The following is a 14,245-nucleotide window of genomic DNA, read 5'->3' on the forward strand; positions in this document are numbered from 1 at the left end:
CCTAAAACTAGGAGCAAGGCTTGCCCGCGATGCTTTTATCCACAGGTCTTTTTATCGCCCCACCCTTGACGAAGTTTCGTCGATAGGTTTTGATTGCTTCCGCTATCTTTCGAATCGAAACTTAACAGCCATGTCGAAACGCAATACACCTCAACGCCGTCACAACATCCTCGCCTTGCTCAATGAGCAGGGCGAAGTCAGTGTGGATGAGCTCGCAAAGCGCTTCGAAACGTCGGAAGTTACGATCCGCAAGGATCTCGCGGCGCTAGAGAGCAACGGTTTGCTGTTGCGCCGCTATGGCGGAGCGATCACCCTGCCTCAAGAGCTGGTGGCCGACCTTGGTCAGCCGGTGTCCAAATACAAACAGGCCATCGCTCGCGCCGCCGTTGAGCGGATTCGCGAGCATGCGCGAATCATCATCGACAGTGGCAGCACCACGGCGGCGATGATTCCGGAACTCGGCCAGCAACCGGGCCTAGTCGTGATGACCAACTCCTTGCATGTCGCCAATGCCTTGAGCGAACTTGAGCATGAGCCGGTGCTGTTGATGACCGGCGGTACCTGGGACCCGAATTCCGAGTCCTTTCAGGGGCAGGTGGCCGAGCAGGTCCTGCGCTCTTACGATTTCGACCAGTTGTTCATCGGTGCCGACGGCATCGACCTGGTTCGCGGTACCACCACCTTCAACGAACTGTTGGGGCTGAGCCGAGTCATGGCTGAAGTCGCCCGGGAAGTGGTTGTCATGGTGGAGGCCGACAAGATCGGCCGCAAGATCCCCAACCTGGAGCTGCCCTGGAGCAGCTTCCATACCCTTATTACCGATGATCGCTTGCCGCTCGAGGCACGGGATCAGATTCAGGCCCGCGGAATCAACTTGATTCTCGCGGCTGTCAATCAGGAGAAATAGCATGTGTGGAATTGTCGGCGCAGTCGCAGAACGTAATATCACCGCCATCTTGCTCGAAGGCCTGAAACGCCTGGAATACCGTGGCTATGACAGTGCAGGTGTAGCGGTCTATACCCATGACCAAAAGCTTGAGCGCCTGCGTCGCCCGGGCAAGGTCAGTGAATTGGAAATGGCGTTGGCCGAAGAACCGCTGGTCGGCCGCCTGGGTATTGCCCACACCCGCTGGGCCACTCACGGTGCGCCGTGCGAGCGCAACGCTCACCCGCATTTTTCGGGTGATCTGGCGGTGGTGCACAACGGCATCATCGAGAATCACGAAGCCCTGCGCGAGCAACTGAAAGCCTTGGGTCACGTGTTCACCTCGGACACCGACACTGAAGTCATCGCGCATTTGCTGCATGAGAAACTCAAGCTGCAACCCGACCTGACAGTAGCCCTGAAAGCGACCGTGCAAGAGCTGCATGGTGCTTACGGTCTGGCGGTCATCAATGCTCAGCAACCGGATCGTCTGGTTGCCGCCCGCAGCGGCAGCCCGCTGGTCATTGGTCTGGGCATGGGTGAAAACTTCCTGGCTTCCGATCAGTTGGCCCTGCGCCAGGTCACTGACCGTTTCATGTACCTGGAAGAAGGGGATATCGCCGAAATTCGCCGCGACAGCGTGCAGATCTGGGACGTTAGCGGCCAGGTGGTTGAACGTGAGTCGGTGCAGTACCGCGATGGTGCCGAAGCCGCCGACAAGGGCGAATACCGCCACTACATGCTCAAGGAAATTCACGAGCAACCGGCCGTGGTGCAGCGCACCCTGGAAGGTCGCATTAGCCAGAATCAAGTGCTGGTGCAAGCGTTCGGTCCACAGGCGGCCGAGCTGTTCGCCAAAGTGCGTAACGTGCAGATTGTCGCGTGCGGCACCAGTTACCACGCCGGCATGGTTGCCCGTTACTGGCTCGAAGAACTGGCCGGCATCCCTTGCCAGGTCGAAGTTGCCAGCGAATTCCGCTACCGCAAGGTGGTGGTGCAGGCCGACACCCTGTTCGTGACCATCTCCCAGTCCGGCGAAACCGCCGACACCCTGGCTGCCCTGCGTAACGCCAAAGAGTTGGGTTACCTCGCCAGCCTGGCGATTTGCAACGTCGGCATCAGCTCCTTGGTGCGTGAATCCGATCTGACACTGCTGACCCAGGCCGGTCGCGAAATCGGCGTGGCCTCGACCAAAGCCTTTACCACACAGCTGGTCGGTCTGCTGTTGTTGACCCTGTCCTTGGGTCAGGTTCAAGGCACGTTGGCCAACGGCGTCGAAGCCACATTGGTTGAAGAACTGCGTCGTCTGCCAGCCCGCCTCGGCGAAGCCCTGGCCATGGACGGCACCGTCGAAAAAATCGCCGAACTGTTCGCCGAGAAAAACCACACGCTGTTCCTCGGTCGTGGCGCGCAATTCCCGGTGGCGATGGAAGGGGCGCTCAAGCTCAAGGAAATCTCCTACATCCACGCCGAAGCCTATCCGGCCGGCGAGCTGAAACACGGTCCGTTGGCGCTTGTGGATAACGACATGCCAGTGGTCACCGTGGCACCGAACAACGAACTGCTGGAGAAGTTGAAATCCAACCTCCAGGAAGTCCGCGCCCGTGGCGGCGAGCTGATCGTCTTCGCAGACGAGCAGGCCGGCATGACCAATGGCGAAGGCACGCACGTTGTGCAAATGCCACACATCCACAACATCCTGTCGCCGATTCTCTACACCATTCCGCTGCAGTTGCTTTCGTATTACGTTGCCGTGTTGAAAGGCACCGACGTTGACCAGCCACGGAATCTGGCGAAGTCGGTGACGGTGGAATAAGTTATCCACAGGTGATGGAACATTTGTCTGCAATAAATAAAGGTTGTCACGGTTGCGGTCGCTTCCCTACGTCGGGGAAGCAACCGCAATCGTCAATGAGGTTCACAATCTTTTTGTGAGGTTGTGATTCTTAATACCCTGTGCTGCGACTCGGCAGCGTGGGATCCCTCCTCTCTATCAGCAATGCTCCTCCCGGGGCACTGCCACGTCATTTAGGTAGTCCGGTTAGCCAGATGAGCCAGGTTCAATCGTCACCTCGCAAGCCAATGCGCTCGAAGGTAGTTACAAGCCAGAAGGGGACCAGAACGGGCCTCGCCTGCCCACTGTCGGCTCCTTGTCGGAAGCAGCACTGGACAAGGCTGGTAGGGCATGTTTCATTCTTGCCTTTGATTTGGGAAATTTCCTACAGCGCGGGTCGACTCTGATGAGGCGCTTCAGGATTAAAGCGCCTCCGCCAGATCGCTAGCCTCCGTCGTTGTCACTTATCAGGGATGATATTCATGCGAAGCGATAGTCCAACCAATAACAACGCGCCCATGCAATCCGTCGACGTGCACCAATTGCTCGATGCCGAGCTGAGCAGACGTGGCCTTGGGCATTTCGAGGTTTATCAGTGTGGGCCGACGCTGGATGAAGCGGAAATCATCACCAATTATCCCGATGCGCTGGACCGCGGTGACTCTGCGGATGACTTCTACCAACGCGGTCAATTACTGTCTTTGTCCAAGCGCCGCATAAAACCGTTTTTCTGGAGCGATGAAAACATTCTCGCGCCCGCAGCAGAAGCGGTCCCGGTGCCGGGGCCCTGTGCACCCGTCGGTGAGGGAGCCAGTTTTATCGTGCATGGCAATCGGGGTTTTTATTCCATCCTCAACCTGTGCAGCTTCGGCGAACACCAGCAGTTTCGCGAGAGAGTGCTGGCTAACAAAAGTGAGCTGCAGATGCTGCTGGTCTCGGTCTACGACGAGGCCTTGGAAAGCGACGTAGCCGTGCGCGCCCCAGTTTTACAGGAAACTGTACTCACGCCTCGGGAAACGGAGGTGTTGTCCTGGACCAGCCTGGGCAAGACCTATAACGAAATAGCGCTCTTGGTTTCAATGAGCCCGCGCACCGTCAAGTTCCATATGAAGAATATCTTCAGCAAGTTGGATGTCACCAACGGAAAGTCCGCAATTCGCAAAGCCTTGCAACTGGGCTACATCCGCGAACAGGCCTGATCAGCAGGCACTCCCATCTGCCAATGCCACGCCAGCCGGTGAATTTTTACCGGCTGGCGTGCGTGCGCGCGTGATTTGGCCCTACCTGTCTAAAAGGGCAGCTTGTTCGCGATCAAGCGGTGCTTTAGTTTTTTTGCAGCCGATGAGTCTAGCTCAGGCAAAAAAACAATAGCCGCAACACCTGAAAAAACCTTAGCCCAGCAATGAGCCTGGTGTTGCAGCGTGCCGCTTAATTATGGAGTGATTATGCTGGTCGATAAAAACAAAGGGCCTGTTGGCGAATACGCTGCGGGTATTTCCCGTGAAACCTTCGGAATGCTCAAGCATCTGTGCAAGAAGGATAACTATCACTGGGCCATAGCGCTGGGTAAGGACTACGCAATCATCGTCTTTGCCATCTACCTGTCCCTGGGTGTCAGCTACTGGTTCTATCCGCTTTCGCTATTTCTGATCGGTACCACCCAACGTGCCCTGACGAACGTGCTACACGAGTCAACCCACAAGGTCTTGGCGAAAAACCGTGCGATTAACTGGTTCGCCGGTACATTTCTCTCGGGCTACATGGTTTTCCACCTGTATCAGTCCTACAGCACATCGCACATCAAGAACCATCATGTGCACTTGGGGCATCCGGAAAAAGACCCTGACTACAATTTTCATCTCAAATGCGGCCTATACGACTTGCAACAGAGCGAGCATGAGTTTTTCTTGAAAAACGTGGTGATGGCGCTGTCCGGCTACAGGACCCTTCAGTACATCAAGTACGTGGTCAAGGACCGGGTCCAGGGCCAGGACCCCCGCATCCGCAATGAACGCAGGGTGATGTGGGCCTACTGGGCGGTGATTCTGGCGGTGGCCGTCTGGTTTGGCGTGGTCGCTGAACTGGTGCTGTTCTGGCTGGTACCGCTATTCACCACCGCCGTCGCCGTAGGCTGGATCATCGAACTCGCCGAGCATTATCCGCTGCCTGCCGTAGAGACCGATAAGCTCTTGCTGACCCGTAACCGTAAAGGCAACGTGCTGGAAAACTTCTTTTTTGGTCGCCATGACGATAACTATCACCTTGTGCACCACCTGCACCCGTCGATACCCCATTGGAATATGCGCAAGGCACACAAGCTGCTGATGTCACACCCTGAGTACGCGCGCTGGGACAACATGTGGGCCGGTATTTTTACTCGCGACCGGCATAGCCGCCATAAAGAGACCCTGCTCAGTTACGCGGCCAAGTTCCGTGCCCACAAGATTGTCAATCAAGGCGACGATTCGAGTTTCGCACGTCGCATGCTCAACCAGGCTTCCGGGGTTTAACGCCATGAACACTACTGATAACAGCTTGCTGGCTACCCTGGCCCTGAAGAAACTGGCGGCGAACAAGACCTATCGTGACTTGTTCCTGGCCAGCGAGACGCTGCGTGATTTCCTGCGTCCTGCAGCCCTTCGCTACATCATTTCCGAAGACCGCCTGGAGATGCTCGACAAGCTGGCTGCCCTGTTGGGAAAAGGCTATCGCACGGGTGTCGAGTTCGTCGGCGAGGAAGCGACTACGTTGGCCGAAGTGACCACTGCAACCGACGAATACCTGAAGCTGATCGACTTGATCGTGCAGCATCCCAAGCTCGGCGAACCACCTCAACTGGGGTTCGACCTGTCTAACGTCGGCACTATCATTTCCCGGGAACTGGCGATCGAGAACTGCTCGAAGATCCTGACCCATGCGGCCGACAAGAATGTGGGTGTGATCATCAGTATGGAGCGCTCCCAATGGACGGATTCGATCCTCGATATCTTCCTGCAACTGAGCGGGCGCTTCCCCAACGTGGGGATCACCCTGCAGGCGCAGTTGAACCGAACCCCGGATGACCTGGGGGCGGTCCTGGAAACCGGCTGCAAAGTGCGCCTGGTCAAAGGCGTCTATGCTGAGCCTGCCGCGATTGCTTTGCCCCGTGGTCAGGCCCTCAACGAGCGTTACCTGGGGCTGTTGGACCGGATCAATGGCGGCCGTGGGCAGTTTGCTTTCGCGACCCAGGACCCGTTGCTGATTGAAGAAATCCTCACCAGCCACATCGCCAACCGCGGCGAGCTGGAGATGCTCCACGGCGTGCGCCCTGAACTGATCAAGGCGGTAAAAGACCAAGGCCAGGTCAGGGCCCGGGTATCGGCAGTGTATGGCACCAACTGGTACTTGCATCTGCTGCACCGTGTGGCTGAGTTTCCGCAGAACATTTTCCTGGCGCTGGATGACGTGGCTTCGCCACGGGCCTCTGAAACCGCCACTCATTACTGAAAAGGACATTCTTATGAAGCAGTACGTCGCGTTGGTGGATGTCTACTCGAGCGGTAATTTCCTGCCGCAATATTTCCGGGATGCCGGTTTCAGCCTGATCCATGTACAGAGCACCCCCGAGTTGATGCCGAGCATGCTCGGGCCGAACCTGTCGGAGTTCGAGCACAATTTGGCATACAACGACAATGCCGAAGAAATCGTGCGACGTCTGCGTGAATTCAACGTAGTCGCCGTCATTGCCGGCCAGGAGCCTGGCGTGCCATTTGCCGACTACTTGAGTGAACAGTTGCAATTGTCCACCTCCAACGGCAGCGCTGGCTCACGCGCTCGCCGCGACAAGTTTGAAATGATCAAAAAAGTCGCCGCCGCGGGCCTGTTGACGGCACGCCAGATCAAATCGTCGGACCCCGCCGAGCTGCTGGCCTGGGTAGAGGCCGGCCAAGTGTTTCCCTGCGTGATCAAGCCGCTGAGCTCGGCCTCGACCGACGGGGTTTCGATCTGCCACAACGCCGAAGACGTCAAGCGTGCTTGTGAGGAAGTGGTGTCCAACCTGGATATCTTCGGCCTGGCCAATACCGAGATTCTTTGCCAGTCCTACCTCAAAGGCCCGGAGTACATCGTCGATACCGTCAGCCGTGATGGGCAGGCCTACGTCTGTGGGATCTGGCGCTACGTGAAGCGCGAAATCAGCGGCGGCAAGAACATTTACGACCGCGACGTGCTGATTGCCCCGGACAGTGCCGAGGCCAACGTGCTGGTGGACTATATCGTGCAGGTGCTCAAGGCGTTGGGTATCAATAACGGCCCGGCCCATTCGGAAGTGATCCTCACCGAAGCCGGCCCCGCGCTGGTGGAAGTCGGTGCTCGCTTGAACGGCAACATGGAACCCAAGTTCCATGACATCAGCCTGGGCGGCAACCAGGCACAGCTTACCTACCTGGCGTACTGCGACGGTGAGGCGTTCAAGGCAAACTACGCTGGCAAGCGCTACCACAAGCTCAAGGAAGCTTGCGTCATCAACACCGACACCACGCTGCAAGGTGAGGTTACCGGCTTCAATGAAGAGGCCATCCACCTGATCGAGGGGCTGCCCTCGGTGCATAAGCTGAGCGTCAAATACAAGGCCGGCAAACTGATGAAAAGGACCGTGGACCTGCTCAGCAGCCCGCTGCGGGTGTTCCTGGTATCGGAGAGCCAGCGCGATATCGACCAGGATTACGAGCTGATCCGCCAGAACAAAGACAACGTCTACGTGATCCGCTGATGATGGGCACTTATCGCGCATTGCGCGGGCTCAGCGCTCGCTTGCAGTTGCTGTTCCTGATCACCCTGGTGTTCCGCATGGGCACCATGGCGTTCCCTTTCTATGCGGCGTACCTGATTCATCAGCACGCCGTATCGGCGGGCACCGCAGGTTTGCTGGTGGGCGTTTATGGCGCGGGTGCATTGTTTGTGGACTTGATCATCGGCGGGGTGATCAAGCGGTGTTCCGCCAATCGGGTGATCCTCGGTTCGTTGTTGCTCAACGCGCTGCTGCTGCTGATCATCCCGTCGGTGGATAACACCGCGGTGCTGTTTGTGCTGTCGTTTCTATGGGGGGGGTGCTACGAGGCATTTACTCCCGCGACGTTCTCCGAAACAGTCAGCCACAGCAGTAGTGAGTCGCGCAAAGTGGCGTTCTCTTGCAACCGCCTGGCGATCAACATCGGCATGGCGATCGGGCCACTGCTGGGCAGCCTGATTTTCCTGAGTAACGCCGACGCGGTATTTTACATCAACGCGGCGTTGTCCCTGGTGGCCTTCGTCGCCTGCCTGCAGTTCGGGCGTGCGGTGCCGGCGACTCAAGGGGCTGCGGTCGTCAGCAAGGGCAATGGGTTGCCGGAGAGCACATTGCATGAGCGTTCGCGCTTGCTGGTGATTTTGCTGGCGGCATTGCCGGTGCACATTGCCTATGCGCTGCCGCCGACTTTTCTGTCGGCCTACATCATCAATTACACCGAATTGCCGGCGTACTACGTCGGTATCATCTTTTTCATCAATGCACTGTTGGTGATTCTATTCGAAGTGCCGATCAACCAGCGGATGTCGCACCTGTCGAGCACCCGGTCGCTGGTGGCCGGTTTCCTGGTGGCCGGCGTGGGGTTCTTCCTGATGGGCTTCAGCCATATCGGCGCATTGTTGCTGGTGGCCACCGTGTTCTGGAGTCTGGGGGAGATGATCGTGTTTCCAGGCATCACCCACTACGTCAGCAGTATCTCCAGCCGTCATACCGTGGACCGCAACCTCGGCTATTACTCGGCGGGAGTCAATATCGGCGTGATGCTCACGCCGTCGCTGGCGTTCATGCTGGTGTCACAGCCATCCCTGCCTTCGCCGTGGCTGCTGGCGGGCACGGTATTGCTGTTGTTCGCGGTGGCGGTGGGGGTAATGAAAGGGTCGACTGTCTTGTGGAACAAGGAAGTGTGAAATGAATGTGGTGCATCTGAACACTGCCGGTGCGGGCCTTATGTCGTCGGCCACTCTGAATGCGATCCAGCGTTTTACCGCCATTGAAGCGCAAATGGGCAGCTATGAGACCGAACTGGCCTACGAAGAATTGCTCAACGTCGACCTGTATCGGGTGACGGCCGGGCTGTTGAATGCACAGCCTTCGCAGATTGGCTTTTTCAGCAGTGCCACCGAAGCCTGGACCAGCATTCTCAGCAAGCTGCAATTCCCCCGAGGTAAGCGGGTTTGGGTGTCGACCTCGGAATACGCGGCGAACCTGATCTTCTTTAACTACCTCAAGCTATCGCGTGAGATCCGCGTCGAAGTGATCCCGACCACGGCCACCAGCCCGCTGGACCTGGAATGGGTGCAGCGGCATTTGGACGAGGACGTGTTTCTCGTCAGCGTTTCGCACCTGCCCTCGTGCTGTGGGGTGATCAATCCAGTGGAAGCGCTGGGTGGGCTGCTCAAAGGCTCGAACGCGCTGTATGTGGTGGATGCGTGCCAGTCGTTGGGGCAGTTGCCGCTGGATGTGCGCGACATCCGCTGTGATCTATTGACGGGCGCGGGCCGCAAGTTTCTCTGCGGGCCCCGTGGCAGTGGGATTGCCTACGTGTCGCCCCGCCTGCTTGGCCAGTTGCAGCTGAATTTTGCCGATTTGCACGCCGCCAGCACGGATGGCCAGGTCAACCGGGTGGACATGTCCGGGGCGCGGGTGCTGGAGATCGCTGAAAAGAGCTTTTCGGCGCTGGTGGGGTTGCACACAGCGTTGCAGGAGTACGTGCAGGTGGGCGGCGGGCAGGTGAGCACGGAGCCCTATGCGCTGTTGGTGCAGGAGTTGCGGCGTCTGCCGCAGTTAACGCTTATGTGTGACCAGTTCGAACAGACCGGGATTGCCTCTTTCGTGCCGCACAACATGCCGGCCCAGGCATTTGTCCGCCAGGCCCGCGAGCTGGGGCTCAACCTATGGGCGGGCACTGCCGCCCATACCCCTTTGCTGCTCAAGGACCTGGGCGTCACGCACTTTGTGCGTGCCTCAGTGAGCCGGCACATCACCCTCGCCCAGATTGAACAGGCTCTGGTGATCCTGCGGAGTCTTTAGCTGCGGCCACTCAATGGGCGGCGATGGTGTAGCCGTCAAAAGCGCTTTGCTGTTGCAGCGCGGTCACGATGCTCTTGCGCGTGACCGGCTGCTCCGCGCCGCTGTTGCCCGAACCACCACGGTACGACCCACGCCGCGCAATGCGTTGAGCGAGAGCGAACGACTAGCGATCCTGACGCTGTGCAATCGTTGGGGCATTGCTTAGTTTGTTGCGACTATCTAAAGAGATAGTGCTGATCGATCCTTACTTTTGGTTTATCAGCGCGAGTATCACGCCTTGAATGGCAGGGGAATCTGTCATGTGAAGAGTTCGCCACCCTGTGTCGTAACACGCACGCCACCATGGACCATACCATCAAGGTCCCCTGACGGTGCTCGGGCGCTCGTAACCCCGAAGGCCTTGTGACAATCTTTATTGTTTGCAGCGGAGCCATTTTTTGGAGATTTGGAGTTTTGTGACAAACTTTATTTTCAAAGAGCTAGCCCTGTGGTGTCCTACAGGCCCCGGAATACGTAGGGTGCTGTGACAATCTTTATTGTTTCGTCACAACATTAAAAATCGCAGCCTACGGTTGCGATTTTTTTTATCTGAATTGAGGACACACCCATGGACCGATTCCAGGAAATGCAGGTCTTCGCTGCTGTCGCCCAAGACCAAGGATTCTCGGCGGCGGCGCGGCGTCTGGGCTTGTCGGCAGCCAGTGTCACTCGCGCCGTGGCGGCGCTGGAGAAACGCATCGGCACACTGCTGCTGACGCGCACTACCCGCAGCGTGCATTTGAGCGAGGCGGGTCAGCGTTACCTGGAAGACTGTCGGAGGATTCTCGCCGAGGTGCAGGAAGCCGAGGACTCGGCGGCGGGCAGCCATACCCAACCGCGTGGGCAGCTGACGATTACTGCGCCGGTGTTGTTCGGTGAGCTGTTTGTCACGCCAGTAATGGTGAATTATCTGACGCAGTTTCCTGAAGTCAGCATTAATGGGTTGCTGGTCGATCGAGTGGTGAGCATGGTCGAGGAGGGCATTGATGTCGCCGTGCGGATCGGTGAGTTGCCCGACAGTAATCAGCACGCGATTCGCGTGGGTGAGGTTCGGCGGGTGATATGTGGATCGCCGGAATTCCTGACGGCCCGTGGTCGACCTCGACATCCTCAGGACCTGGCTCAGGCGCCGGTTATTGCGACGTCCTCTATCGGTCAGTCGAGAGCCTGGCCGTTCCTCGAAGGGGGAGAGCCGCTGAGTGTTCGACCAGCGCCGCGCCTGGTGGTGACGGCGAATCAGGCGGCCATTACGGCGGCATGCCTGGGTTTGGGGTTGACCCGGGTTCTGTCTTATCAGGTCGCGAGCAAAGTCGCCTCCGGTGAGCTGGAAATCGTTCTGGCGGACTTCGAACTGCCGCCCTTGCCTATCCATGTGGTCTATCAGGGCGGGCGCAAGGCCCCTGCGCGGATTCGCAGTTTTGTGGATTTTGCGGTGAGCGTGCTGCGTGAGCATCCGTCCTTGCAGGCGTGATGGTTTATTTCACCTAGTGAAATAATGGATTGCGTTGGCTGGTTATTCTGTTGTTTTGGTTGCGGGTGGAAGATAGCGCCCCATCGGTGCTGAACACTGTCAACAGCGCCACCACCCAGCGGAGTCGACCATGCAAGCGATCAAACTCTACAACTTCCCACGTTCCGGCCACGCTCATCGTGTAGAGCTGATGCTGTCCCTGCTGCATCTGCCGACCGAGCTGATCTTTGTCGATTTGCCGAAGGGCGCGCACAAACAGCCGGATTTCCTCGCGCTCAACGCTTTTGGTCAGGTTCCGGTCATCGATGATCAAGGCGTGGTGCTGGCCGACTCCAACGCGATTCTGGTTTACCTGGCGCAAAAGTATGGCAACGGCCGTTGGTTGCCAGCCGATCCCGTGGGGGCGGCCAAGGTTCAGCGCTGGTTGTCGATTGCCGCTGGGCCAATTGCCTTTGGCCCCGCCAGAGCGAGGCTGATCACGGTGTTTGGGGCGGGTTACAACGCTGGAGAGGTGATCGCTTACTCCCACACCGTGCTCAAAGTGATCGATCAGGAACTGGCCGCAACGCCGTATCTGGCGGGTGCCGAGCCGACCATTGCCGACGTTTCGGCCTACAGCTACATCGCCCATGCGCCAGAAGGCAATGTGTCGCTGGAAGACTACGCCAACATCCGGGTCTGGCTGGCGCGGATCGAAGCGTTGCCAGGGTTTGTCGGCATGCCGCGCACCGTTGCCGGTCTGCAAAAAACTGCCTGATGCTTACGACCCGACACTCTCGGGTCGTTCACACTGCGCCGATGGCGCAGGGGAGAAGTCGTTGTGGACCGTTCACCCTGGCACGCCGGCGAGAAACAGTTGCAGGCTCATGTGGGCATTGCCGAACGAATGGAGGTACTCGGTCGTAAGGTAATTCGCAGTGAAATGCCGGATCAGCACCGCACGTTCTATGAGCAACTGCCGTTCATGCTGTACGGCGCGGTGGATGCCGACGGTAATCCTTGGGCCAGTATTCTTGAAGGGCCACCGGGTTTCGCTCACTCGCCCACGCCGGGTGCGCTGCAATTTCGCAGCCTGCCGGGCGCTGATGATCCGGCGCAATTGACGGAGGGCGCGGCGATCGGCCTGTTGGGGATCGAACTGCACACCCGTCGCCGCAACCGCCTCAACGGCCGAGTCGGCGTGATGACGGCAAGCGGCTTCGAGGTGGCGGTCGAGCAGTCCTTCGGCAATTGCCCGCAATACATTCAATTGCGCCAGTTTCGCTCGGTGCCGTTGGCGGATCCGTCGACTCGCCTCGCGCAACACCTCAACGGGCTGGATGAGGCGGCCAAAGCCCTGATCGCGGGAGCCGATACGTTCTTTGTCGCCAGCTACGTGGACGTCGATGGCCAACGTTCGGTGGACGTTTCTCACCGCGGCGGCCAGGCCGGTTTCGTACAGGTAGAAGGCAATCGCCTGACTATTCCGGATTTCGCCGGCAACCTGTTTTTCAACACCTTGGGCAACCTGCTGCTCAATCCCCGGGCCGGTTTGCTGTTTATCGATTTCAATTCGGGAGATCTGCTACACCTCAGCGGTCGCACCGAAGTCATTCTTGAAGGCCCACAGGTCGAGGCGTTTCAAGGGGCCGAGCGCTTGTGGACATTTGAGGTGGAACGCGTGGTGCGTCGGCCCGGCGCGCTTGCTCTGCGCTGGCGCTTCGACGGCGTGTCTCCCACCAGTTTGCTGACCGGCACTTGGGCGCAGGCCAACGCCCGTCTGCAAGCCCAGGCTTTGGGCGATCGTTGGCGGCCGCTGCGGGTGGCGCGCATCAAAGAGGAAAGCCACAACATCCGCTCGATCTATCTGGAGCCTGCCGATGGCGCGGGATTGCCAGTGTTTCAGGCCGGGCAGCATTTGCCGCTGCGCTTCAACATTGCCGGCGAGGTACACATCCGCACTTACAGCCTGTCGAGTGCGCCGTCCGATGATTTTTTCCGCATCAGCGTGAAGCGTGAAGGTTTGGTGTCTTCGCACCTGCATGAACAGGTGCGCGTCGGTGATCTGTTGGAGGCCCGTGCGCCTCAAGGGCATTTCACTGTGGCACCCAATGAACGTCGGCCGCTGGTGCTGCTGGCTGCCGGTGTCGGCATCACGCCGCTGCTGTCGATGCTGCGCGAAGTGGTTTATCAAGGCCTGCGCACCCGCCGCATCCGGCCGACCTGGTTTTTCCAGAGTTCGCGCACGCTGGCCGATCAAGTGTTTCGTCCTGAGCTGGATCGCTTGCTCGATGACGCAGGTGATGCGGTCAGGGTGCTGCGGCTGGTGAGTCAGCCGGAAGCCGGGGCCTTGGAGGGTGAGGATTTCGACCTGACGGGGCGGATCGACACCGCGCTGCTCAAGACCCTCCTTGAAGTGGAGGGCTACGATCAGCTGGATTTTGTCCTCTGCGGTCCGGGCAGTTTTACCCAAGGGCTGTACGACGGCCTGCGGGAACTGAACATCCGTGACGCAAGGATTCACGCCGAAACCTTCGGTCCATCGACCTTGCGCCGGGTGCCGGACCCCGACGCGGTGGTCATCGAGCAACCGCCCGCTGCTACGACCTCGGTGCCGGTGGTGTTTCAGCGCTCGGCAAAAGAGGCTCGTTGGCAACCCGACGGTGGCAGTTTGCTGGAGTTGGCGGAAAGTCGAGGGTTGCGCCCGGAATTCAGTTGCCGCGGCGGCTCCTGCGGGACCTGCAAGACTCGCTTGATCAGCGGGCAGGTGAATTATCCACAGCCGCCGGCCGAAGTGCCGGACGACGGACAGGTGCTGATTTGTTGTGCGATTCCGGCGCAGGGGTCGCAGCCTTTGGTCCTCGACCTGTAGCATCTGCCGAACGCAGCTTCTGACCGCTGCGATAAGGGATCAGATTCGGT

Annotated in this window: 11 protein-coding genes; all 11 read left to right on the top strand. The window is 58.6% G+C overall.

What is annotated here, in order from left to right:
• Window positions 1-130 precede the first annotated feature (130 nt).
• A complete protein-coding gene (locus ACYZUA_RS02495; RefSeq protein WP_461961950.1) occupies window positions 131-907 on the top strand; it encodes a DeoR/GlpR family DNA-binding transcription regulator in 777 nt (258 codons plus the stop codon).
• A gap of 1 nt (window position 908) precedes the next feature.
• A complete protein-coding gene (gene glmS, locus ACYZUA_RS02500; RefSeq protein ID WP_461961951.1) occupies window positions 909-2,741 on the top strand; it encodes a glutamine--fructose-6-phosphate transaminase (isomerizing) in 1,833 nt (610 codons plus the stop codon).
• 500 nt (window positions 2,742-3,241) lie between these two features.
• Window positions 3,242-3,958: a helix-turn-helix transcriptional regulator gene (locus ACYZUA_RS02505; protein WP_046044931.1), complete on the top strand. Its 717-nt coding sequence runs from the start codon at window positions 3,242-3,244 to the stop codon at window positions 3,956-3,958.
• A gap of 246 nt (window positions 3,959-4,204) precedes the next feature.
• Window positions 4,205-5,269 carry a fatty acid desaturase family protein gene (locus ACYZUA_RS02510; RefSeq protein WP_046044932.1) on the top strand — a complete coding sequence of 355 codons (1,065 nt, stop codon included), beginning with the start codon at window positions 4,205-4,207 and terminating at the stop codon, window positions 5,267-5,269.
• A 4-nt stretch (window positions 5,270-5,273) separates the two neighbouring features.
• Window positions 5,274-6,245 carry a proline dehydrogenase family protein gene (locus ACYZUA_RS02515; RefSeq protein ID WP_461961952.1) on the top strand — a complete coding sequence of 324 codons (972 nt, stop codon included), beginning with the start codon at window positions 5,274-5,276 and terminating at the stop codon, window positions 6,243-6,245.
• A 13-nt stretch (window positions 6,246-6,258) separates the two neighbouring features.
• Entirely contained in the window at window positions 6,259-7,509 is a 1,251-nt protein-coding gene (locus ACYZUA_RS02520; protein WP_461961953.1) for an ATP-grasp domain-containing protein, read from the top strand.
• On the top strand, window positions 7,509-8,711 hold the full coding sequence (locus tag ACYZUA_RS02525; protein ID WP_461961954.1) for an MFS transporter: 1,203 nt from the start codon (window positions 7,509-7,511) through the stop codon (window positions 8,709-8,711). Before ACYZUA_RS02520 ends, ACYZUA_RS02525 begins: the two co-directional genes overlap by 1 nt.
• Before the next feature lies 1 nt (window position 8,712).
• On the top strand, window positions 8,713-9,834 hold the full coding sequence (locus ACYZUA_RS02530; RefSeq protein WP_461961955.1) for an aminotransferase class V-fold PLP-dependent enzyme: 1,122 nt from the start codon (window positions 8,713-8,715) through the stop codon (window positions 9,832-9,834).
• 607 nt (window positions 9,835-10,441) lie between these two features.
• Complete coding sequence (locus ACYZUA_RS02535) at window positions 10,442-11,344, top strand: LysR family transcriptional regulator (protein WP_461961956.1); 903 nt, start codon at window positions 10,442-10,444, stop codon at window positions 11,342-11,344.
• Window positions 11,345-11,474: 130 nt separating this feature from the next.
• Complete coding sequence (locus ACYZUA_RS02540) at window positions 11,475-12,101, top strand: glutathione S-transferase family protein (protein WP_461961957.1); 627 nt, start codon at window positions 11,475-11,477, stop codon at window positions 12,099-12,101.
• A 63-nt stretch (window positions 12,102-12,164) separates the two neighbouring features.
• Window positions 12,165-14,195: a pyridoxamine 5'-phosphate oxidase family protein gene (locus ACYZUA_RS02545; protein WP_461961958.1), complete on the top strand. Its 2,031-nt coding sequence runs from the start codon at window positions 12,165-12,167 to the stop codon at window positions 14,193-14,195.
• Window positions 14,196-14,245 lie beyond the last annotated feature (50 nt).

It is taken from the genome of Pseudomonas sp. LS2P72 (assembly GCF_054897865.1).

Excerpts from the sequence above, each read along its gene's own strand:
- ACYZUA_RS02495 (WP_461961950.1), top strand. The coding sequence starts at position 131 with ATGTCGAAACGCAATACACCTCAACGCCGTCACAACATCCTCGCCTTG.
- glmS (WP_461961951.1), top strand. The coding sequence starts at position 909 with ATGTGTGGAATTGTCGGCGCAGTCGCAGAACGTAATATCACCGCCATC.
- ACYZUA_RS02505 (WP_046044931.1), top strand. The coding sequence starts at position 3,242 with ATGCGAAGCGATAGTCCAACCAATAACAACGCGCCCATGCAATCCGTC.
- ACYZUA_RS02510 (WP_046044932.1), top strand. The coding sequence starts at position 4,205 with ATGCTGGTCGATAAAAACAAAGGGCCTGTTGGCGAATACGCTGCGGGT.
- ACYZUA_RS02515 (WP_461961952.1), top strand. The coding sequence starts at position 5,274 with ATGAACACTACTGATAACAGCTTGCTGGCTACCCTGGCCCTGAAGAAA.
- ACYZUA_RS02520 (WP_461961953.1), top strand. The coding sequence starts at position 6,259 with ATGAAGCAGTACGTCGCGTTGGTGGATGTCTACTCGAGCGGTAATTTC.
- ACYZUA_RS02525 (WP_461961954.1), top strand. The coding sequence starts at position 7,509 with ATGATGGGCACTTATCGCGCATTGCGCGGGCTCAGCGCTCGCTTGCAG.
- ACYZUA_RS02530 (WP_461961955.1), top strand. The coding sequence starts at position 8,713 with ATGAATGTGGTGCATCTGAACACTGCCGGTGCGGGCCTTATGTCGTCG.
- ACYZUA_RS02535 (WP_461961956.1), top strand. The coding sequence starts at position 10,442 with ATGGACCGATTCCAGGAAATGCAGGTCTTCGCTGCTGTCGCCCAAGAC.
- ACYZUA_RS02540 (WP_461961957.1), top strand. The coding sequence starts at position 11,475 with ATGCAAGCGATCAAACTCTACAACTTCCCACGTTCCGGCCACGCTCAT.